The organism is Bartonella sp. A1379B (genome assembly GCF_002022485.1).
In the GTDB taxonomy this organism is placed as follows: domain Bacteria; phylum Pseudomonadota; class Alphaproteobacteria; order Rhizobiales; family Rhizobiaceae; genus Bartonella; species Bartonella rochalimae.
This window is the reverse complement of the sequence record NZ_CP019780.1, coordinates 839,704-860,335: the sequence shown is the minus strand read 5'-3', so window position 1 is coordinate 860,335 and position 20,632 is coordinate 839,704. Positions and strand designations below refer to the sequence as shown.

The window sequence follows — 20,632 nt, the reverse complement described above, 5'->3', positions numbered from 1 at the left end:
TTATGCAATGAATACACAAGATGTGATTAATATTTTCAAACAAGCAGATGCTATTTTAGAAGGGCATTTTATTTTAACATCAGGTCGTCATAGTGCTACTTATTTACAAAAGGCAAAAGTGTTTATGCATGCTGATCTTACCGAAAAGCTGTGTTATGCTTTGGCTCAAAAAATTAAGAAATATGTGAAAGAAAAAATTGACTATGTAGTTGGGCCTGCAATTGGTGGTCTCATTCCTTCGTACGAGACTTCACGTCATCTTTGCGTTCCCTCTATTTGGGTAGAGCGTGTGAATGGTATATTCCAATTACGCCGCTTTGAAATTGAAAAAGATGCGCGGGTTGTTATTGTTGAAGATATTATGACAACAGGTCTTTCTATTCGTGAGACCATTGAAGCATTGGTTGAAGCAAAAGCCAATGTGGTAGCGAGTGCGTGTATTCTTGATCGGTCTGGTGGTAAAGTTAATGTAGGAGTCCCACTCATTTCACTAGCCGAGTATGAAATTGCATCTTATGATGCTAATGCTTTGCCTCCTGAGCTTGCTGTGCTTCCGGCGATTAAGCCAGGAAGCCGAAATATTTGAATTTTATTAATTTTTCTACGAAAATGCTTGATGAAATAAATCTGAATAACATAAAATATAAGCATTAAATATAAGCATTATTTAGTGTGTACAAGGTATATATGAGTAACCACATATTTTTTAATTATCAGACATTGAAGAATTTTGGAAAGTGTGTTCGACGTAAGCTTAGCCTGTGTGGTTTATTTTATCGTATGCGTGAACGTATTTTACGTATATCAGCAACGCCCCATAAAGTGGCGCTGGGGTTTTCTATTGGTATTTTTGCAGCCTGTTCACCTCTTTTGGGATTGCACATCATTTTAGCAATATTTTTTTCTTGGGTTTTACGTGGCGATTTTGCTGCGGCAATTATCGGAACTGTTTTCTCTAATCCATTGACATTTTTTCTTATCATCATGGCTGATTATAAAGTCGGTCGCCTATTTTTACTGTTCTTTGGTCATGAAAGTGAAATTTCTTTTTCACAAATTCGCAATATGTTAGATGGTTTGACGTTTTCGCAAGCATGGTTATTTTTTTGGGAAACATGGAATTTGATTATGATGCCGATGTTTGTGGGTGGAATATTTTTAGGTATTATTTTTGGTAGTTTATCTTATATAGGTATTTACAGAACAATAATTCATTTTCAAAAAAAATCTCTATCAAAAGATGGTAAGAGAAAGATATTCAAAGCAAAAAAGCTTAGGTAATATTTATGATTATTGGTCTTGGCAGTGATATGGTTGATATAAGGCGAATTGAGAGGATGTTGGTTCGCTATGGTGACCGTTTTATTCAGCGTATTTTTACAGATGTTGAACAGGAAAAATCTGAAAGTCTTTGTCAGCGATCTAGTTCCTATGCTAAAAGATTTGCTGCTAAAGAAGCGTGCGCTAAAGCTTTAGGAACAGGAATTGCTTGTGGTGTTAGTTGGAAAGATATGGGGGTAGTTAATTTACCATCTGGCAAACCGACTATGAGGCTAACGAATTGCGCACACGCACAGTTAAAAAAATTATTACCTCCTCATCATGAGGTGATGGTTCATCTCAGTATAACAGATGATTTTCCTTGGGCGCAGGCATTTGTTATTATAGAAGCACTTCCACGTGGATAGATTCCATGAGAGATTGTGCTTTTATTATTTGGACATTATGATTGCAAAATAAGTTTTATCTATAAAAAGGTAGTACAGGATGAAACAAGAAGAGAAAATGCAAAAAAAAGATAAAAAAAATGAAATTATTGAATTTTTTTCTGTTTTAATTCAGGCTTTATTTTTGGCTGGAATTATTCGTACACTTTTTTTTCAGCCTTTTACTATTCCTTCTGGTTCGATGCGTCCTACTTTGCTAGTGGGAGATTATCTTTTCGTTTCCAAATATGCATATGGGTATTCTCGTTTTTCTATACCTTTTTCTCCTCCTATTTTTTCAGGACGGATTTGGGCATCTCAGCCTAAGCGTGGGGATGTTTTGGTTTTTCGTTTACCTAGCAATCCGGATATTGATTATATTAAACGTGTTGTTGGATTACCCGGTGATCGTGTTCAAGTTCGTCAAAGTGTTCTCTATATTAATGATGAAGCTGTTTCACGTCAGTTTATGGGAAAGATTGATGATCCTGATGTGACAGAGGTTAATCATCCTGTTGATGTTTATCGCGAAACAATGTCTAACGGTGTAAGTTACAATACACTTAATTTAGGTTTTATCCCTCAGGTTGATGATACAAAGGTTTTTGAGGTTCCACCAGGACATTATTTTGTGATGGGTGATAATCGTGATAATTCAGATGATAGCCGTTTGAATGTAGGATATGTTCCAGATGAAAATCTTATTGGTCGAGCTAATTTGATTTTTTTCTCTATTAGTAATGGTTCGAGTGCGTGGCAGATTTGGCGTTGGCCATTTGACGTGCGTTGGAATCGTTTATTTTCTTTCATTCATACTATTCGTGACTTTCCGCTTGATAAATAAGTAGGAATTCTGTGATGGAGCATCAAATTATTGATCAGCTAGAGAAGCTGACAGGGCATAGTTTTAAAGATGCAGACAGATTAAAAAGAGCATTGACACATTCTAGTGTGCAAAGTTCAGAGCAGGGTAATTATGAAAGATTAGAGTTTTTAGGTGATCGAGTTCTTGGGCTTTTGATTGCTGAAATGCTTTATCAAATTTTTCCACAAGCAAGTGAAGGTGAATTATCCGTACGTTTGAATGGCTTGGTCAATGCACAAACATGTGCCGATATTGCATTGGAAATGGGTTTACCCGATATGGTTCATGTTGGTTGTGAAATGAAAAACTTAGAAGGTCGTCGGTTAGTTAATATTTATGCTGATGTTATTGAAGCCTTAATTGCTGTAATATATCTTGACGGAGGTTTAGAGAGCGTTCGTCCTGTCATTCAAAGATATTGGCATGATCGAGCCCAGAAGATGAATGCTGGTCGACGTGATGCTAAAACAGAATTACAGGAATGGGCTCATACACAAGATAGTGCACAACCTCATTACCAGGTCGTACAGCGTTATGGTCCAGATCATGATCCGGTTTTTATGGTGGAGGTAAGTATTTGTGGTTATGCACCTGAGATAGGGCGAGGTAGTTCTAAACGTCAAGCCGAGAGAGATGCTGCTGAAAGAATTTTGCGACGTGAAGGTATATGGAAATAGAGGGGAAACATAATCGTGAATGATCTTATTAAAACGCGTTCAGGCTTTGTTGCTCTCATTGGTGTGCCTAATGCTGGAAAGTCAACGTTAGTTAATCAGTTAGTTGGAACAAAAGTATCAATTGTAACGCATAAAGTACAAACAACGCGAACTTTAGTTCGTGGTATTGTAATTTATGATAAGACTCAAATTATTCTGATTGATACACCAGGTGTTTTTCGTCCTCATAAGCGATTGGAGCGAGCTATGGTTTCTGCTGCTTGGGGTGGCGCGAAGAATGCTGATATTCTTCTCGTTCTTATTGATGCTCAGAGTGGTTTTTCAGATGAAGTTGATGCAATGTTAGATATTTTAAAAAGTATTGAGCAGGATAAAATTCTTGTTTTGAATAAAATTGATACGGTTGTTAAATCATCTCTCTTGGCATTAACGGCTAAAGTGAATGAACGAGTGAATTTTTTACAGACATTTATGATTTCAGCTTTAAATGGTTCTGGGTGTAAGGATTTGCTGCATTATCTTAGTACAATTATGCAGGAAGGGCCATGGTATTATCCAGAAGATCAAATTTCTGACATGCCTATGCGTCAGCTTGCTGCTGAAATTACGCGTGAAAAACTTTTTCTTCGTCTCCATCAAGAACTTCCTTATTCATCAACGGTTGAAACAGAAAATTGGGAAGAGTGTGCAAATGGTTCAGTTAAAATTAATCAAGTCATTTATGTAGAACGTGATAATCAGAAAAAAATTGTTTTAGGAGCGAAAGGTAGCACCATTAAAGCTATCGGTCAGGCAGCACGTAAGGAATTAATGGATATATTGGGACAGAAAGTTCATCTTTTTATATTTGTAAAAGTGCGTGATAATTGGGATGCGAACCCAGAGCGTTATCGCGAAATGGGATTAGGTTTTTTTTGATGCAATGAAGTGGAAAGAACAGGCTATTATTCTCGGTACACGCCAACATGGTGAAACGAGTGTTATTCTTGAAATTATGACACGTCAGCATGGTCGCTATATGGGAATTGTAAAAGGTGGACGTTCTCGTCGTATGGCTCCTCTTCTTCAGCCTGGAAATTTTGTTGAAGCTGAATGGTGGGCACGTTTAGATGAACATTTAGGATTATTTAGGCTTGAAGCGCTTAATTTACATGCTTCAAGATTGATCGTTTTACCAGAGGCGCTTTATTCTCTACAATTGATGGCTTTTTATTTACGTCTTCTTCCTGAGCGTGATCCTCATCCTGTTTTGTATGATATGTTATATTTTTTTATGCAAAATTTTGAGGATCCATTTATAAATGCTGAACTGCTTGTACGTTTTGAGCTTCTACTGCTTGAAGAACTTGGTTTTGGGCTTGATTTATCTTGTTGTGCTGTAACAGGCCGTCAAGAAAAACTTTATTATGTTTCTCCAAAATCGGGACGTGCTGTATGTGAAGAAATAGGACGTCCTTGGAAAGATAAGCTTTTACTTTTACCACAATTCCTTGTACAAAAAAGCGTTTATCCTGTTGATTTTAATGATATAAGCAAAGGATTAATTCTGACAAATTTTTTTTTAACACGCTATGTTTGGGAAGCGAGAGGTATAAAACAGTTGTCTTTGCGTGTTAGTTTGATACAATTGTTTGAACGGCGATTTTGTATGAAAGCATCAACATTTTGATTTTGTGAAAGTAAATAAAATGCAAATTTTAAAAACAATTGCTGGGTTGCGTCAACACCTCAGAGAGGAGAGGCGCTTAGGGCTGTCAATTGGTTTTGTACCGACTATGGGGGCATTACATAATGGCCATCTTGCATTGGTACAACAGGCACGGTCAATGTGTGATCGTGTAGTGGTTTCTATATTTGTTAATCCCAAACAATTTGGTCGTCATGAGGATTTTAATGTATATCCAAGAGATCTAGAAGGGGATTGCTCTTTATTGAAAAGGGAGAATGTTGAGTATGTTTTTGCGCCTTCTATAGAAGAAATGTGGCCGTTAGGCAATGAAACAATTGTAGAAGTAGAAAACTTATCACGTATTTTGATGGGGAAATTACGTCCAGGACATTTTTGTGGTGTGACCAGTGTTGTTGCTAAGCTTTTTAATATTGTTCAACCAGATAAAGCTTTTTTTGGGGAAAAAGATTTTCAACAGCTTTTGATTATCCGTCGTATGGTTAAAGATTTGGCTTTTCCTGTTGAAATTGTCGGTGTACCTATTTTACGCGATGCAGATGGAGTTGTTAGTTCTTCACGTAACAAACTTTTGACATTAGAAGATCGCAAAGCTGCAAGGATTATTCCTGAAAGTCTTAAAGCTGTTAAGAGGCTTTATGAGCAAGGTGAACGATCCGTTGATAAATTGTGTGAAGTTGTTCGCTCTGTTTTACAAAAAGAACCACGTGCTGTGATTGAAGCAATAGATTTATGCGATCTGGAAACTTTGTGTGCGATTAAAAAGGAACTAAACAAACCTGCGGTTTTATTGCTTACCGTTTGCTTTGGTAAAGTCAGACTTATTGATCAATATATATTACAATAAAAAGGCTGAAAAAATGAGTTTTCATAAAGATATAAAGCGTATTACTGCTTCTGAAATACGTTCGAGAAAAAAACAAGAACCGATTGTTGCTTTAACAGCTTATCAGGCTTATAGCGCTCGGATTGCTGATTCACATTGTGATGTGCTTTTGGTTGGTGACAGCGTTGGTATGGTTATATATGGGTTTGATACAACACTTCCTGTTAGTATGGATATGATGATTTTACATGGACAAGCTGTTGTGCGTAGTTCTAAACGTGCTCTTGTTGTTGTCGATATGCCTTTTGGTTCTTATGAGCAAAGTCCAGAGCAAGCTTTTGCTAATGCATCCCGTATTCTTGCAGAAACAGGATGCGGTGCGGTGAAGCTTGAAGGTGGTACTTATATGGCAGAAACAATTAGTTTTTTATGCAATCGTGGTATTCCAGTTATGGCGCATATTGGTCTCACACCGCAAGCGGTGAATCGTTTTGGTGGTTTTAAGATGCAAGGACGTAATGAAAGTGATTGGTTACAAATTGAAGCGGATGCTACAGCAATTGAAGCGGCAGGTGCTTTTTCTGTTGTTGTGGAAGGGGTGGTAGAGCCATTAGCGATAAAACTTACAGAGAAACTTTCTATTCCTACTATTGGTATTGGTGCTTCCAATCAGTGTGATGGGCAGATTTTGGTGATGGAAGATATGTTAGGTTATGGTGCTTATATACCTAAATTTGTACGTCGTTATGGTATTTTCGAGCAGGCGATGGATACAGCAATTAGGAATTATGCGAATGATGTCAAATCACGCGTTTTTCCAGCTGATTCAGAGGTTTACAAGCTCAAATAAATTGAATTTAAAACGGCAGTTCTACAAAAGGGATGAAGAAATTTTTGAAGGGATTCATAGGAAGAGATACAATAGAATCTTAATGCTTCACTAAGGTAATAACCGTATGATAGAAATTTTATATTCTTTCAGTTATGATAAAAAAATCAACAACCAGAATATGGCTTTTGAACATCAAGGTCGTTAAAACGAGTTAAAAAGGCATTTTCAATTTGTTGTGTGGAACATGGTTGTAAATTGAGTTCATCAGATCCAATATTACCTGGATGACCAAAATAACGAAGAGCTTCTGCTCTACTAAAACCAGCAAGAGTGGTGGCTTCATAAAAAGCAGCGATGCGATCAGCTTGTTTGATTTTTTTTAGGATCTGTTGAGGTGGATTGACAGGTAAGGAAAAGCGTATGTGGATAATATCTTGTATATGTTTTTCTACGCGCTCATAATATTTTCCTATCACAGCTTTAAAAGGTGAAATTATATCTCCAATAACATATTCTGGTGCATCGTGAAGAAGAGCAAAGAGGCATTCTTCATTAGAGGACTGTGGGAAAAGTTGCTGAAATATTTGTTCAACCAAAAGTGAATGTTGTGCGACAGAATAAGCATATTCTCCTTTTGTTTGTCCGTTCCAACGTGCAACGCGAGCTAGGCCGTGGGCAATATCCTCAATTTCAATATCAAAAGGAGAAGGATTAAGTAAATCGAGCCGTCGACCAGAAAGCATTCTTTGCCACGCACGTGTTGTTCCATCTTGTGATAATTCAGCTTTAGCCATTAGTTAGCCTCTACGGAGTTTTCAGGGAAGGTAAAATTCATATTTTCAGGAATATTAATAGTTACAGGAATATCATCTACTGTAAATTGAAGATTTTTATCAATAGCTTCTTTGACATGGTCAATACGCATTAAGGCTAAAGCTTCATTTTTGACGCATGTTCCTAATTGACTAAATATTTTTGTACCTGCTTGAATGGTAGAGCCTGAGGTTAAGGGAGCTTGGCTTTTAACCACTAAAAAACGGCGGCGAGCTGTTTTGCGATGATACATTCGTGAAATAACCTCTTGTCCAATATAGCATCCCTTGTTGAAGAAAAGTCCATGAATTTGATCATAATTAATATCATAGGGTAAAACTTTACCTATTTCATAATCTTGACCACTTTCTGCTATCCCATAATGGATACGCATTTGATCCCAACAAGTATTATATTCTGGAATAAGAAAAGGAATTTTTCCATAAGTTCGTATAACTTTTTCCTTTTTTGGGAAGCGCTTATCTACAAAACTTAAATTAAAATTTAAATTATCTAAATCATTATTCCAAAAAACATTTATAACCTCTTGTAATGGTTCTGTAATTTCTATTTTTTTATGGAGTTTGTAGAGGGTGAGGCGCTTATGAAAAACGTCAGCTAGGGAAGCCACAATATCAATCATGTAGTTTTGGTCTATTTTACCAATCAGAAAATCAGCGATAACCTTCCCCTGTGGGGATAATAGGGCACCAGGAAAGAGCTCTCGTGAGTTTATTTTTGTTACATCTGTAGTAATAAGAGCTTGCAGAAAATTTGTTGCTTCTTCACCTATGACTTTAATAATTTTACGGTTTTTTAAATTTATGGCATTCTGTTTTTCAATCATGGTTCTTGCCTTTCTGCTTCGAGTTACATAACGATAGAGAGGTTATATACAAGGAGCATGGCTATGTTTAAAACATTTGATACAATTTTTAAAGGCGCAACGCTTGTTAATCATGATGGTATCAGCAAGGGCGATATTGGTGTTGTGAATGGTCGTATTGTTGAAATTGGTGATCTCACACGTGCATCTAGTGGAGAGCTAATTGACTGTACCGGACTTCATATTTTGCCTGGTATCATTGATAGCCAAGTACATTTTCGTGAACCGGGTAAGGAATATAAGGAGGATCTGGAAAGCGGTTCTCGTTCTGCTGTTTTAGGGGGAGTTACAGCAGTCTTTGAAATGCCAAATACCAATCCATTAACGATATCGGAAGAGGCTTTGAATGATAAGGTTAAACGTGGATATCATCGGATGCACTGTGATTATGCATTTTGGGTCGGAGCAACGCGTGATAATATTTATGAGTTAGCAGAGTTGGAAAGACTTCCTGGTGTTGTTGGAATTAAAGTGTTTATGGGATCATCGACAGGTAATCTTCTCGTGGACGATGATAAAAGTGTACGTCTTATTTTGCAAAATACACGCCGTCGCACAGCTTTTCATTCTGAAGATGAAGCACGGCTTAAAGAACGTAAAGCTTTTTGTGTTACAGAGGATGTGTCATCACATCCAGTTTGGCGCGATGAGGTTACAGCTTTACAATGTACACAGCGTTTAGTTAAAATCGCACGTGAAACAGGGGCACGTATTCATATATTACATCTTTCTACAGCGGAAGAAGTTGATTTTTTGAAAGAGCATAAAGACATAGCAACAGTTGAAGTTACTCAGCATCATCTTACTTTGAGCGCTGATGATTATCAACGGTTTGGTACATTAATTCAGATGAATCCACCTATTCGCGAAAAACGTCATCGTGAAGGTCTTTGGTATGGAGTTCAGCAAGGTATTATCGATATTTTAGGTTCTGATCATGCTCCACATACACTTGAAGAGAAGCATAAGCCTTATCCCTCATCGCCTTCAGGGATAACAGGTGTACAGACAACAGCAGCAATCATGCTTACTCATGTTAATGCAGGGCAAATGTCTCTTGAACGTTTTGTTGATCTTACTTCGCATGGTCCTAATCGCGTTTTTGGTATAAGTTGTAAAGGACGTATTGCTGTTGGATATGATGCTGACTTGACTATTGTTGACCTTAAACGTGAGGAAATTATTACGAATGCATTAGTTGGTTCGCGTGCTGGTTGGACACCCTATGATGGTAAAAAGGTAAAAGGATGGCCTGTGGGGACGATTATTCGTGGTAGGCGGGTTATGTGGGAAGGTGAAATTGTTACGCCTTCGCAAGGTGAACCTGTTAAATTTATAGAAGCGTTATCGTAGTACTACTCTTTGGGAATGGATAAGTATTATTGCAGAATTTTGCAATTTCTATTTGTCGTCTTTTTCTTTTAATTCTTTGGATTATTCTTAATAAAAAGACGAATATTTTATCTATAAAACAACTAAACTATAGAGTAGTGTACATACTCGTTAGAAAAGGATGTATGAGATAGTAGGATCGTTTTTTAATTACTTTGCTAGGAGTAATAATTATTGGAATATTACTTCTTATTATAACGATGATAATATGCAAGAACAGCTTATTTAAATTGTGTCTGCAGCTAATAGTATATTTTAAGCAACAATTATTTCATGGGCTTTCATGAGACAAGTTGGTAAGATTTGAAAACTTAAAATTTGGATTCTCTGAGAAAATCATAAGATGTTATTATTTTATGATAGGGATATCTCACGGGTCTTAAGGATTCTAGATAGAGTCATTTTCTGATTATATAAAAGCGTTGGGTAAAGTTGATAAAGAGAGAGAAAAGTTACTCAAAAAATTTAGAAATGTAGAGATTATAGAGATTTATAGTAGAAGAGTAGCAAAAAATTACGTTTATCAGGGGTCAAATTTTTATACTGCCTATAGGTAATCTATTTGTTTTCTAGTTATTTATGTCAGTTAAATAAGAGTGCTATCAATTTTTTCTAGTTTTCATTATTGAAATGCTTAAGTAAACTTGTGGATAAGGCATTACCTTCTTTTACATATCTTTGATCTGCTTCGATTGCTGAATCTGTACAACGATGATAATTTTCTGAAAAAGCGCTGTAAGCTGCATTAAACGTTTCATATAGGTGAGCACGTATTTGTGGAGTTGGTTTTTCTGCTTCAATTAATGCAACCATGTGATCATACCATTGATTTGTTGGAAGGCTACAAAGATTACGTAGATAATGCAGAGATCCTAAAATTTCTACTAATCGTAAAAGTTTGATATGATAAGGTGGGTATTGTTGTGCAAAAGTTTGTGTTGGAATTAAGAAGAAAATTAAAAAAAATATATTTATCAATATCTTATTCATTATTTTTATTACTCGCTTTTAACATTATCTCTATGAATTTCAATAGTGGATAGAGGAGTTTTATTATGGACTGTATATTGATAAATAGAGTCAAAATAGTTCACTCATTCTTATTCGCTATAGGTGTGCAGTAAGTATTTAGGGCATGATAGACGTAAGAAAATAATCATGAAAATATTAAAATTGAATATTTTAGAGTATTTATTTTTTTTCATACAATCAATTTTCTTTCTCCATCAGATTACAGAGTATTTCTTGTCCATAATTCTATTTTGATGAAAATTATTATCTAATAGATAATGGCAGTTAACATTTGCTCATAACGAATAAAGTGACTTTTAATTATCAGTTAGATTTTTTGAATGCAAAAAATATGGTATGAAAAAGACATAATTTCATTCATCCTAAGGATATCGGTTTATTGGTTCTGCAGAGTTTATGGAAATCTAGAATGGTGCAGATGTATTACTGATTGATACGGGTGCAATTATTACGTGGTCATTTGCTTCAATATTTATATGCCATTCATCATCGTATTCCTGTTATGGTAAATCGTGCTAGTATTGTGTGCTGGCTTGATTGTTCTCGTTACAAGAAAAATGAGGTTATAGACCTTATGATAAGCTTAGTATGATGATTTCGAATTTTATCTCATTTCAAATCAAGTTAACAAGACAACCTATATGTTATCAAATATTTTTTTAGGTTATATCTTTACCAAATTAAACAGTTAAATTATCCGATATTCAAAACAATCAACAGTTTGATTTATTTTAATTATTTGAGTATGCATAGTTAGTATGTTTGTTAATGAACATTTATTGCTATTTTTTTATTATATATAAAAATTGATGTTAGTAGTAGATGCAACAGGGCGAGATTTCTTTTCAAACAGTGCTATTACAGTGCTATTAATGCATTGATGTAAACAATTTTAAGGGAATGGCTAAGAAGTATCACTAATGGAGTGTGATGATGGGAGAATTGCGGTTTTATAATACGCTGACACGGAGAAAAGAAGATTTTATACCAATCGATGCTACTAAAGTACGCCTTTATGTTTGCGGTCCAACAGTTTACGATTACGCTCATATCGGTAATGCTCGTCCTGTTATTGTTTTTGACGTTTTATTTCGTTTGTTACGTCATATTTACGGTGAAAACCATGTTATATATGTTCGTAATATTACCGATGTGGATGATAAAATTAATGCAAAAGCAGCTCTTCAGTATCCCGATCTAGAACTTAATGATGCTATTCATCAATTAACAGAACATACATCTTATCAATTTCAGCAAGATACATTGGCGCTTGGTTGCTTGCCGCCGACCAGTCAACCGCGCGCAACGGATCATTTGGAGGAAATACGGTTTTTGATTGAAAGGCTTCTTGAAAAGGGCCACGCTTATATAGCGGATAATCATATATTATTTTCTGTCAGTAGTATGGGAGATAACCCTCGTTATGGTATGTTTGCAAAACGATCACTTGACGAAATGAGAGCAGGGGCACGCATAGATGTAGCTTCTTATAAAAAGGGGGAAATGGATTTTGTTTTGTGGAAACCTTCTGCTCAAGGAGAACCAGGTTGGACATCACCAGCAGGAATTTCCGTTTTAGGTCGTCCTGGTTGGCATATTGAATGTTCAGCAATGTCGATGGCGAAGTTGTTATCTCCTTATGGTGGTGGTTTTGTTTGTGAAGATCCGACGGCAAATATTTTTGATATTCACGGCGGTGGTATTGATTTGATTTTTCCTCATCATGAAAATGAAATTGCGCAAAGTTGTTCAGTTTTTGGGACAGAACGGATGGCTAATTTTTGGATGCATAATGGTTTTTTGCAAGTTGAAGGTAAAAAAATGTCTAAAAGTCTTGGGAATTTCATTACTATTCGTTCACTCTTAGAGGATGATTTTTTTGAGTTTGCAGATATTTTGTCAGCTGAAGTAAAACAGATCTGGGCTGGTTTATCTATACGTTTTTCGATGTTACAAACGCATTATCGAGAGCCTTTAAATTGGACAATGCAGCGTTTAATACAGTCCAGTAGTGAGTTGTATCGCTGGTATGAATTGCTTCGTAGTGAAAAATACTGTTTGGAAGATAATCAAACTGTTGATTCTTCTTTAATTAAAACATTAAGTAATGATCTTAATACTTCAAATACAATTACTATTTTACGGAAATTTTATAAAGAGCACAATGTTATAGCTCTTGCACATGGTATGGATTTTCTAGGGTTATTGAGACAGGAGTTGGTTAAGGAAAAAGAATGTCCACTCTTCATTGGCAAGACACATCTTAATTTACAATTTATTGATCAGCGTATTGCTGAAAGGCTTGCTCTTATCCATAATAAGGAGTGGGCAGCTGCGGATAAAATTCGTGATGAGCTTGCAGTGGAGGGGATCTTTTTAAAAGATAGCAAGGATCCGCAGACTGGTGAGCGTATAACCACGTGGGAGATGAAACAATTCTAATTTCCATTTCCATATTCGAGTAGCTCTCATAAATATGAGGAGAGAATTTTATGGAATTATACGGTTATGGATATGTCACACTTAAGCTAGTTGTGGGTCTTATCGCTTTTTTGTTTATTTTAAGGACAACAGGTCGTGGTAGTCTCAGTCAAATTACACCAATTGATTTGGTAAGTAATTTTGTTATGGGAGGTATCATTGGAGGCGTTATTTATAATCCAAATATTAGTGGTATCCAATTATTGCTTGTTTTATTTATTTGGCAAATCTTAATTACATCTTTTAATTTTTTTGCACGATATTCAGTATTTTTTCATCGGCTTATTGCAGGAGGAAATGCTAAACTTATAGTAGATGGTGTTTTTCAGCTTGATGAGATTAAGCGTTTAGGGATCAGTGTAAATGATTTAGCGACAATGTTAAGTATTAAAGGGTGTCGCTTACATGAAGCAGATTTTGTTCGATTAGAGACGAATGGTGATTTTTCTGTTGTTAAAAAAGAAGAAGGTAAGAGGTCTGTTATTTTAGTAACAAATGGTGAAATACTTGAAGAAAATCTTAAAGAGATTAATAAAACAAAGAAATGGCTTAAGACACAGTTGAAAGAGAAGCGTGTAAAAATTGAAGATTTATTTGTTGCAGAGTGGTATGAAAATATAGATAAGAATAATAAGCGTTCCAGCGGATTATTTCTTGTTCCTTTTCCAAGAACGGTTTAATTTAAATGTATTTGTATTGTACAGTTTACTAGAGTTAGATAAAAGGTATGATATAATTTTATGAAAGAGCAATATAGGAGCTTGTTCTTGTGCGTATTAAATGGGTAATAAAGAAGTCAAGATTTTATGAAACAGAATAGAATCATAAAAACAGTGTCAGCGGCTTCAGGTCAGACCCTACGCACACTTTATAACTTATGGCCTTATATGTGGCCATCAGATCGATCTGATCTAAAAATGCGCGTTGTATGGGCGGTATTTTACCTTATTTTAGCAAAGCTGATTCTCGTATTTGTTCCATATTTCTTTAAGTATGCTACGAATGCACTTGATATAGCGTTTAAGATACCTGTGTGGTCTTCTTCATCGATTTGGGTAGTGCCTATCATATTAGTTTTGGCTTATAACGTTGCGCGTATTGCTCAGGCTGGATTTAATCAATTGCGCGATTCTCTTTTTGCGACCGTTGGTCAGCATGCTATTCGCCAATTAGCATATAAGACTTTTGTTCATCTACATGAATTATCTTTACGTTTCCATTTGGAACGGAAAACTGGTGGCCTTTCTCGCATTATTGAACGCGGCACAAAGGGAATTGAGGCCGTTGTTCGATTTTCAATTCTTAATACAATACCAACTATTTTAGAATTTATTCTAGCAGCATTTATTTTTTATATAAGTTATGGGTGGTATTATTTTCTTGTCGTTACGATAACAGTTGGTTTGTATACCTGGTTTACAATTAAGGCAAGTGATTGGCGCATTAGTATTCGGAAAGAGATGAATACGGCGGATACAGAAGCAAATACACGTGCAGTTGATTCTTTGTTGAATTTTGAAACAGTTAAATATTTTTGCAATGAAACTCTAGAAGCGCGTCGATTTGATGATTCTATGGCTGGTTATGAAAAAACTGCAGTGAAGATTTGGACTTCTTTAAGCTGGCTTAATTTTGGTCAAGCCCTTATTTTTGGTATTGGGATGACAATTCTTATGTTAATGTCAGCTTACGAAGTAGCTTATGCGACGCAAACTTTGGGAGATTTCGTCTTTATTAATGCGCTGTTAATGCAGCTATCTATTCCATTGAATTTTATTGGCTCAATTTATCGTGAAGTTCGGCAGGGTTTAACGGATATTGAAGCAATGTTTGATCTTTTGGATGTTCCGCAAGAAATTATTGATAAACCAAATGCTAAGTCGCTTGTGGTGACTCACGGTACTATTCGGTTTAATCGAGTGAAATTTTCCTATGATTCAACTCGTCCAATTCTCAAAGATATTGATTTTGAAGTATCTGGAGGTAAAACTGTTGCAATCGTAGGCCCTTCAGGCGCTGGTAAATCAACTATTTCTCGATTACTTTTTCGATTTTACGATGTTAATGAGGGAGCAATAACCATAGATGGACAGGATATCCGTGATGTCACTCAAAAAAGTTTGCGTGAAGTGATTGGCATGGTGCCACAAGATACAGTTTTATTTAATGATACAATTGCATATAATATTTATTATGGACGCCCAAATGCTACAGATGCAGAGATGCGCAAAGCTGCTGAAATGGCACAGATGTCGAAATTTATCGAAATGCTTCCAGAGGGATTCCAATCTTTAGTTGGTGAACGTGGTCTTAAATTATCTGGTGGTGAAAAACAACGCTTAGCTATTGCACGAACACTTTTAAAAGCACCACCACTTCTGATTTTAGATGAAGCAACTTCAGCTCTTGATACAACGACAGAGCAGGAAATTCAGCAAGCATTGAATATTGTAAGCAGCGGGCGTACAACATTGATTATTGCTCATCGTCTTTCAACTGTGGTTGGTGCAGATGAGATATTGGTGCTTAAAAATGGTTGTATTATTGAAAAAGGGACACATGCTGATCTTTTATGCAAAAAAGGTTTATATGCATCAATGTGGAATAAGCAGCTTGAGGCTTCACAAGCTGAAGAGAAATTACGAAAAATGCGTGAAGAGGATGAACTAGGTGTTGTTAATCGTGATAAATAAATTACATAAAATGGTAGCTGATTGTATGTATAATGATTGATTAAATATACAAATAGGGGGAAGAAAAATATTTATTAATTATTAAATTATCTATGAATAGGAAGTTATATGACTGTTGTAAAATCTGTCCAAAATGGATTTGTCCCAATTCACAAAGAAGGTTATCCATTTATTGTAGCATTTTTTGTCGTTTCACTCATTTTAGGTTTAATCTGGAGTCCATTGTTTTGGTGTGGTCTTGTTCTAACAATGTGGTGTATATATTTTTTCCGTGATCCAGAGCGAGTGATACCTGTGAATTCGAATTGGGTTCTTTCTCCTGCTGATGGTCTTATTTCTTTTGTTGAGCCATGTGTTCCGCCTGCAGAGCTGGGATTAGGCGATCAAGAAATGGTACGTGTTTCTGTGTTTATGAATATTTTTGCATGTCATATCAATCGTGTTCCTATGAGTGGGACAATAGAGTCTATCGTTTATCGTCCTGGTAAATTTTCTAATGCTGAATTTGATAAAGCTAGTCAATTTAGTGAATGTAATGGAATGGTGATTGATAGTGAACATGGAAAAATTGGTGTCGTTCAGATAGCAGGATTGATTGCTCGTCGGATTGTTTGTTGGCAAAAAACAGATGATTCAATTATTGCTGGACAACGTTTTGGATTAATTCGTTTTGGTTCTCGTCTTGATGTTTATATGCCAGCTAATGTAAAATTGCGTGTTGCAGTTGGTCAGATAGCAATTGCGGGGGAAACAGTTTTAGGTTCTTTTGGTGATGACGTTGCTGTAAGTGACTTTAGACTTGATTAGGATGAGACATGAAAAATTCTTCACCGTTTTCTTCATTTGAACCTGAAAGACAAAGTGGTGATATTGCTCATCGGCGGCGTTCACCTATACCGATGCGGTATATTATTCCTAATATTATTACTATTTTAGCAATTTGTGCAGGAATGAATGGTATTCGTTTGGCTTTTGAGAATCGCTATGAATCAGCTATTTTGGTAGTACTTTTGGCAGCAATTTTAGATGGAGCTGATGGTCGTGTTGCTCGTTCGATGGATGGTACTTCATCTTTTGGAGCGCAGATGGATTCACTTGCTGACGTTATTAATTTTGGTGTTACTCCTGCTCTTGTTGTTTATTCTTTTATACTGACTCAGGCTCATCAGGTCGGTTGGGTAGCTGCGCTTGTTTACTGTGTTGCGTGTTGCTTGCGGTTAGCTCGTTTTAATGTGATGCTAGATGATTCTGGTATACCAGAGTGGCAGAGGAATTATTTTATTGGTGTTCCTGCACCAGCAGGTGCATTAATGCTTTTATTACCTGTTTATTTAGGGGGAGTCGGTTTAATCCCCAATTGGGGATGGGCTTTATTCTTTAGTTTTTATACTGTGATTATTGCTTTTCTCTTAGTAAGTCGTTTACCAGTTTGGAGTGGAAAAACAATAGGTAATAATTTGAGGCGAGATATTGTCATACCATGTATGCTAGTTATTGTTATTTATGTTGGTTTTCTGGCTACTTATATGTGGTATACTTTATTAATAACAGCTTTTGGTTATATGGCTTTTCTTCCCTATAGTGCTTGGACTTATAGTAAAAAAGCTGCTTTAGAAGGAAAAATCAAAAACATTATAGGTAGCTAATGAATAATTAGAGAGTTCTATAATTAGCTATAAAAAAGTAAAGTATTTGTTCTAGAAAAGCTGTAATTGGTTTTGTAGTATATATAGATTACGGTTAATCAGGAATATGATAGTTCATAAATCGTTTTTTACGAACATCAAAAAGCTTTCCTGTTTCTTTTAAGTGAGGTGATGAGAGATAGACTATTTCTGCTGCAACTTCTTGCGGAGAAGGTAGGGTTTGGGGATCTTCATCAGGAAGAGCTTGTGCGCGCATTGTAGTACGTGTTGCACCTGGGTTAACGCAATTAACTTTAATAGATGTGTGTTTGAGTTCTTCTGCCCAGCAACGAGCAAGAAGTTCTAGGGCGGCTTTAGAAGCTGCATAAGGTCCCCAGGAAGCGCGTGCGCAATGAGCAACACTTGATGACAGAAGGATAGCACGTCCAGCATTAGATTTGAGCAATAAAGGTTCAACCGCTTTCATTAAACGCCATTGACTGGTAAGATTTATTTGCAAAATGTCTTCAAACATTGCATTTTCGATATGAGCTATTGGTGAAAGAGTCCCTAGGATTGCAGCGTTTGCAACTAAAATATCAAGTTTCTTCCACTTCCAACATTCGTCAATTGATACATTTAATTCATCAATGGCTTCCATATTATGCAAATCGAGTGATACTAATGTTGCAGAACCACCTTTTTTTTTAATTTCATTATTAAGCGTTTTTAAACCACTTATTGTTCGTGCAAGTGCAATAATATGAGCGCCGCGTTTTGCTAGCTCTAATGCTAGATGATAACCAATTCCTTTAGAGGCCCCTGTGACAAGAGCAACACATCCAGTAAGATCAAAATCAGATTTTATCATTATTAATTTCTTGTTTTCAGGACAGACAATTTATGAACTATTGGAGTACTTTTTTGATCAGTAAGATGTGTAGGATAATGACCAGTGAAATAATGATCAGTAAATTGTGGATGAGAATTGTTTCGTTTTTCTCCTATAACAGCAAGATATAGACCATCAGTTGAAAGAAAGTCTAATGAATCAGCACCAATAAAATTGCACATGGATTGTAGGTTTGGATATTGATTAGCTAAAAGGTTCTCAATTGTAGGTGTATCGATACCATAAAAATCGGGATATAAAATCATTGGGCTGGAAATACGCATATGAACTTCTTTTGCTCCTGCGTTGCGGAGCATTCTTACAATCTTTACAGATGTTGTTCCACGTACAATTGAGTCATCGATTAAAATAACACGCTTTCCTTCAATAATAGAACGGTTTGCAGAATGCTTTAATTTAACACCGAAAGCACGAATTTGTTGAGTTGGTTCAATAAAAGTACGACCAACATAATGATTACGAATAATGCCCAACTCAAAAGGAATTCCAATTTCTTGTGCATAACCAATTGCTGCAGGCGTACCCCCATCAGGAACAGGAACCACAACATCACCGTCACAAGGTGCTTCTCGTGCTAAATGTATACCCATATTTTTTCGGACTACGTAGACACTTCGTCCTCCGACAATTGAATCAGGACGGGCAAAATAGACATATTCAAAAAGACAAAGCCTTTCTGGCTTCTCTATTTCTGGTTTAATAATTTTTGTAGTGATTTGACCATCTTTTTGTATTTCACATATAATGATTTCACCATTTTTAACATCACGAATATATTTCGCTCCAATAATATCAAGAGCACAGGTTTCTGAACAAAAGATTGGTTTACCATCAAGCTCACCCATAACAAGTGGTTTAATGCCTGTTGGATCACGTGCGGCAATTAGTTTAGTACGTGTTAATGCTAACATAGCATATCCACCTTCTACTTGCCGAATAGCATCAACAAAGCGATCGGATGATGATTCATGGCGTGAGCGAGCAATAAGGTGGAGAAAGACTTCAGAATCTGATGTTGATTGACAGATAGCACCAGAGGCAATTAATTCGCGGCGTAATGTGAGGCCATTTGTTAGATTGCCGTTATGAGCAATAGCAATGCCTCCAGCATTTAATTCTGCAAAAAGAGGCTGTACATTGCGTAATGCTACTTCACCTGTGGTTGAATAGCGGGTATGTCCAATAGCACGATCTCCTGGTAGGCGAGCTAATGTTGCGGAATCTGTATAGTGATCACCTACAAGACCTAAATGTTTTTCTTGGTGAAACATCTTGTTATGATAAGAAACAATCCCTGCAGCTTCTTGTCCACGATGCTGTAACGCATGTAGCCCAAGAGCTGTCAGTGTTGCTGCTTCTTCATGTCCAAGGATACCAAATACCCCACATTCTTCATGAAGTGTATCGTCATCTAACGAAAATTCCTGACAAGAGACGTCGATTTTTGTCATCATATTCTTTCAGTTATGACGTAAGAAATAGCCGATATCATAGACTCCATATGATTTAAAGCTCATTCTTAATAAAACCATTTCTTATTCTGTGAATAAGAGCATCGTTAATTCGTCTAATAATATTTGTAATTTAATTATCTGAGGTGTCATCTTTTTTAAAGAATTTTTCTATTATTTCAAAGGTATAATCAAGATCTTTTGGCATCATTTCTGCTATTTTTTTACTCAGTGAATCTAACATAGGTTTTGTTTGTGCATTTTTTAGCCAATCGGATTGTTGTTCAGGTTTAACAAGTGCATTAATAAGCAGTATGCTGATGACAGCGATTAATAAGCCACGAAATGCTCCGAAAATAAATCCAACGGTGCGATCAAGTGCGCCAATTCGACTATCAATAATAAAATCAGCAATTTTCATAGTGATGATAGAAGTAATGACAAGAACAGTGATAAAAATCATGAAAAATGTGATAACCAATGCTATCATTTTATTCGAGAGATATTGTTCAGTGAAGGGTAATATAAGTTTAAATGAATAAAATGTTGAAACTGCTGCAATTATCCAGGAAATGAATGATAACACTTCACGTGAGAAACCGCGAAGCATGGCTAGAAAAGAAGAAAATAGGATAACTACTACGACAATACCGTCTAGAATTGTTACACTCATTTTTTGATTCCTTATATATGATATATGCGTTGCATTTCGTTATAATCAGTATAAAAATGTATAGAAATATATTTTTGATT

General features: G+C 36.0%; 22 protein-coding genes. 16 read left to right on the top strand and 6 right to left on the bottom strand.

Annotation, left to right across the window (positions count from 1 at the left end):
• Nucleotides 1–7 precede the first annotated feature (7 nt).
• From pyrE to panB, 9 genes are all read left to right on the top strand, one after another.
• Nucleotides 8–586 (top strand): orotate phosphoribosyltransferase, encoded by a 579-nt coding sequence (gene pyrE / locus BA1379B_RS03695; protein WP_078688691.1) that lies wholly within the window; start codon nucleotides 8–10, stop codon nucleotides 584–586.
• A 101-nt stretch (nucleotides 587–687) separates the two neighbouring features.
• Nucleotides 688–1,281: a DUF2062 domain-containing protein gene (locus BA1379B_RS03690; protein ID WP_078673852.1), complete on the top strand. Its 594-nt coding sequence runs from the start codon at nucleotides 688–690 to the stop codon at nucleotides 1,279–1,281.
• Between the two features lie 5 nt (nucleotides 1,282–1,286).
• Nucleotides 1,287–1,688 (top strand): holo-ACP synthase, encoded by a 402-nt coding sequence (gene acpS / locus BA1379B_RS03685; protein ID WP_035007213.1) that lies wholly within the window; start codon nucleotides 1,287–1,289, stop codon nucleotides 1,686–1,688.
• A 79-nt stretch (nucleotides 1,689–1,767) separates the two neighbouring features.
• The gene (lepB, locus tag BA1379B_RS03680) at nucleotides 1,768–2,550 is read left to right on the top strand and encodes a signal peptidase I (RefSeq protein ID WP_035007214.1); all 783 of its coding nucleotides are present in this window, start codon (nucleotides 1,768–1,770) and stop codon (nucleotides 2,548–2,550) included.
• Nucleotides 2,551–2,564: 14 nt separating this feature from the next.
• Nucleotides 2,565–3,248 (top strand): ribonuclease III, encoded by a 684-nt coding sequence (rnc, locus tag BA1379B_RS03675; RefSeq protein WP_078673851.1) that lies wholly within the window; start codon nucleotides 2,565–2,567, stop codon nucleotides 3,246–3,248.
• 15 nt (nucleotides 3,249–3,263) lie between these two features.
• Nucleotides 3,264–4,166 carry a GTPase Era gene (gene era, locus BA1379B_RS03670; protein ID WP_078673850.1) on the top strand — a complete coding sequence of 301 codons (903 nt, stop codon included), beginning with the start codon at nucleotides 3,264–3,266 and terminating at the stop codon, nucleotides 4,164–4,166.
• A gap of 4 nt (nucleotides 4,167–4,170) precedes the next feature.
• Nucleotides 4,171–4,917: a DNA repair protein RecO gene (recO, locus tag BA1379B_RS03665; protein WP_035007221.1), complete on the top strand. Its 747-nt coding sequence runs from the start codon at nucleotides 4,171–4,173 to the stop codon at nucleotides 4,915–4,917.
• A gap of 19 nt (nucleotides 4,918–4,936) precedes the next feature.
• The gene (gene panC, locus BA1379B_RS03660) at nucleotides 4,937–5,782 is read left to right on the top strand and encodes a pantoate--beta-alanine ligase (RefSeq protein WP_078692396.1); all 846 of its coding nucleotides are present in this window, start codon (nucleotides 4,937–4,939) and stop codon (nucleotides 5,780–5,782) included.
• A 13-nt stretch (nucleotides 5,783–5,795) separates the two neighbouring features.
• Entirely contained in the window at nucleotides 5,796–6,611 is an 816-nt protein-coding gene (panB, locus tag BA1379B_RS03655) for a 3-methyl-2-oxobutanoate hydroxymethyltransferase (protein ID WP_078692395.1), read from the top strand.
• Between the two features lie 146 nt (nucleotides 6,612–6,757).
• On the opposite strand, the gene BA1379B_RS03650 is transcribed toward panB, so the two are convergent.
• Complete coding sequence (locus BA1379B_RS03650) at nucleotides 6,758–7,387, bottom strand: YfbR-like 5'-deoxynucleotidase (RefSeq protein WP_035007228.1); 630 nt, start codon at nucleotides 7,385–7,387, stop codon at nucleotides 6,758–6,760.
• Nucleotides 7,387–8,253 carry a CAF17-like 4Fe-4S cluster assembly/insertion protein YgfZ gene (gene ygfZ / locus BA1379B_RS03645; protein WP_078673847.1) on the bottom strand — a complete coding sequence of 289 codons (867 nt, stop codon included), beginning with the start codon at nucleotides 8,251–8,253 and terminating at the stop codon, nucleotides 7,387–7,389. The genes BA1379B_RS03650 and ygfZ overlap by 1 nt, the downstream gene beginning before the upstream one ends.
• A gap of 63 nt (nucleotides 8,254–8,316) precedes the next feature.
• Here ygfZ and BA1379B_RS03640 point away from each other — a divergent pair, with 63 nt between their 5' ends.
• A complete protein-coding gene (locus BA1379B_RS03640) occupies nucleotides 8,317–9,645 on the top strand; it encodes a dihydroorotase (protein ID WP_078692394.1) in 1,329 nt (442 codons plus the stop codon).
• Nucleotides 9,646–10,296: 651 nt separating this feature from the next.
• Here the strand turns inward: BA1379B_RS03640 and BA1379B_RS03635 are convergent.
• Nucleotides 10,297–10,674 (bottom strand): TIGR02301 family protein, encoded by a 378-nt coding sequence (locus BA1379B_RS03635; RefSeq protein ID WP_035007232.1) that lies wholly within the window; start codon nucleotides 10,672–10,674, stop codon nucleotides 10,297–10,299.
• A gap of 472 nt (nucleotides 10,675–11,146) precedes the next feature.
• Here BA1379B_RS03635 and BA1379B_RS06730 point away from each other — a divergent pair, with 472 nt between their 5' ends.
• From BA1379B_RS06730 to BA1379B_RS03610, 6 genes are all read left to right on the top strand, one after another.
• Nucleotides 11,147–11,308, top strand: a complete 162-nt coding sequence (locus BA1379B_RS06730) for a hypothetical protein (protein ID WP_153574812.1) — start codon at nucleotides 11,147–11,149, stop codon at nucleotides 11,306–11,308.
• A 341-nt stretch (nucleotides 11,309–11,649) separates the two neighbouring features.
• Nucleotides 11,650–13,158: a cysteine--tRNA ligase gene (gene cysS, locus BA1379B_RS03630; protein ID WP_078673846.1), complete on the top strand. Its 1,509-nt coding sequence runs from the start codon at nucleotides 11,650–11,652 to the stop codon at nucleotides 13,156–13,158.
• A gap of 50 nt (nucleotides 13,159–13,208) precedes the next feature.
• Nucleotides 13,209–13,877, top strand: a complete 669-nt coding sequence (locus BA1379B_RS03625) for a DUF421 domain-containing protein (protein WP_078673845.1) — start codon at nucleotides 13,209–13,211, stop codon at nucleotides 13,875–13,877.
• Between the two features lie 126 nt (nucleotides 13,878–14,003).
• Nucleotides 14,004–15,890 carry an ABCB family ABC transporter ATP-binding protein/permease gene (locus BA1379B_RS03620; RefSeq protein WP_035007238.1) on the top strand — a complete coding sequence of 629 codons (1,887 nt, stop codon included), beginning with the start codon at nucleotides 14,004–14,006 and terminating at the stop codon, nucleotides 15,888–15,890.
• Between the two features lie 108 nt (nucleotides 15,891–15,998).
• Entirely contained in the window at nucleotides 15,999–16,697 is a 699-nt protein-coding gene (locus BA1379B_RS03615; RefSeq protein WP_078692393.1) for a phosphatidylserine decarboxylase, read from the top strand.
• Between the two features lie 8 nt (nucleotides 16,698–16,705).
• Entirely contained in the window at nucleotides 16,706–17,536 is an 831-nt protein-coding gene (locus tag BA1379B_RS03610; RefSeq protein ID WP_078692392.1) for a CDP-alcohol phosphatidyltransferase family protein, read from the top strand.
• 94 nt (nucleotides 17,537–17,630) lie between these two features.
• Here the strand turns inward: BA1379B_RS03610 and BA1379B_RS03605 are convergent, their stop codons facing one another.
• From BA1379B_RS03605 to BA1379B_RS03595, 3 genes are all read right to left on the bottom strand, one after another.
• Nucleotides 17,631–18,386 (bottom strand): SDR family NAD(P)-dependent oxidoreductase, encoded by a 756-nt coding sequence (locus tag BA1379B_RS03605; protein ID WP_035007244.1) that lies wholly within the window; start codon nucleotides 18,384–18,386, stop codon nucleotides 17,631–17,633.
• A gap of 2 nt (nucleotides 18,387–18,388) precedes the next feature.
• Nucleotides 18,389–19,879, bottom strand: coding sequence for an amidophosphoribosyltransferase (gene purF / locus BA1379B_RS03600; protein ID WP_035007246.1), 1,491 nt, complete (start codon nucleotides 19,877–19,879; stop codon nucleotides 18,389–18,391).
• A 133-nt stretch (nucleotides 19,880–20,012) separates the two neighbouring features.
• Nucleotides 20,013–20,552 (bottom strand): CvpA family protein, encoded by a 540-nt coding sequence (locus tag BA1379B_RS03595; protein WP_035007247.1) that lies wholly within the window; start codon nucleotides 20,550–20,552, stop codon nucleotides 20,013–20,015.
• Nucleotides 20,553–20,632 lie beyond the last annotated feature (80 nt).

What these genes read in the sequence shown, in the direction of transcription:
- pyrE (WP_078688691.1), top strand. Translation starts at nt 8, where the DNA reads ATGAATACACAAGATGTGATTAATATTTTCAAACAAGCAGATGCTATT.
- BA1379B_RS03690 (WP_078673852.1), top strand. Translation starts at nt 688, where the DNA reads ATGAGTAACCACATATTTTTTAATTATCAGACATTGAAGAATTTTGGA.
- acpS (WP_035007213.1), top strand. Translation starts at nt 1,287, where the DNA reads ATGATTATTGGTCTTGGCAGTGATATGGTTGATATAAGGCGAATTGAG.
- lepB (WP_035007214.1), top strand. Translation starts at nt 1,768, where the DNA reads ATGAAACAAGAAGAGAAAATGCAAAAAAAAGATAAAAAAAATGAAATT.
- rnc (WP_078673851.1), top strand. Translation starts at nt 2,565, where the DNA reads ATGGAGCATCAAATTATTGATCAGCTAGAGAAGCTGACAGGGCATAGT.
- recO (WP_035007221.1), top strand. Translation starts at nt 4,171, where the DNA reads ATGAAGTGGAAAGAACAGGCTATTATTCTCGGTACACGCCAACATGGT.
- panC (WP_078692396.1), top strand. Translation starts at nt 4,937, where the DNA reads ATGCAAATTTTAAAAACAATTGCTGGGTTGCGTCAACACCTCAGAGAG.
- panB (WP_078692395.1), top strand. Translation starts at nt 5,796, where the DNA reads ATGAGTTTTCATAAAGATATAAAGCGTATTACTGCTTCTGAAATACGT.
- BA1379B_RS03650 (WP_035007228.1), bottom strand. Translation starts at nt 7,387, where the DNA reads ATGGCTAAAGCTGAATTATCACAAGATGGAACAACACGTGCGTGGCAA.
- ygfZ (WP_078673847.1), bottom strand. Translation starts at nt 8,253, where the DNA reads ATGATTGAAAAACAGAATGCCATAAATTTAAAAAACCGTAAAATTATT.
- BA1379B_RS03640 (WP_078692394.1), top strand. Translation starts at nt 8,317, where the DNA reads ATGTTTAAAACATTTGATACAATTTTTAAAGGCGCAACGCTTGTTAAT.
- BA1379B_RS03635 (WP_035007232.1), bottom strand. Translation starts at nt 10,674, where the DNA reads ATGAATAAGATATTGATAAATATATTTTTTTTAATTTTCTTCTTAATT.
- cysS (WP_078673846.1), top strand. Translation starts at nt 11,650, where the DNA reads ATGGGAGAATTGCGGTTTTATAATACGCTGACACGGAGAAAAGAAGAT.
- BA1379B_RS03625 (WP_078673845.1), top strand. Translation starts at nt 13,209, where the DNA reads ATGGAATTATACGGTTATGGATATGTCACACTTAAGCTAGTTGTGGGT.
- BA1379B_RS03620 (WP_035007238.1), top strand. Translation starts at nt 14,004, where the DNA reads ATGAAACAGAATAGAATCATAAAAACAGTGTCAGCGGCTTCAGGTCAG.
- BA1379B_RS03615 (WP_078692393.1), top strand. Translation starts at nt 15,999, where the DNA reads ATGACTGTTGTAAAATCTGTCCAAAATGGATTTGTCCCAATTCACAAA.
- BA1379B_RS03610 (WP_078692392.1), top strand. Translation starts at nt 16,706, where the DNA reads ATGAAAAATTCTTCACCGTTTTCTTCATTTGAACCTGAAAGACAAAGT.
- BA1379B_RS03605 (WP_035007244.1), bottom strand. Translation starts at nt 18,386, where the DNA reads ATGATAAAATCTGATTTTGATCTTACTGGATGTGTTGCTCTTGTCACA.
- purF (WP_035007246.1), bottom strand. Translation starts at nt 19,879, where the DNA reads ATGACAAAAATCGACGTCTCTTGTCAGGAATTTTCGTTAGATGACGAT.
- BA1379B_RS03595 (WP_035007247.1), bottom strand. Translation starts at nt 20,552, where the DNA reads ATGAGTGTAACAATTCTAGACGGTATTGTCGTAGTAGTTATCCTATTT.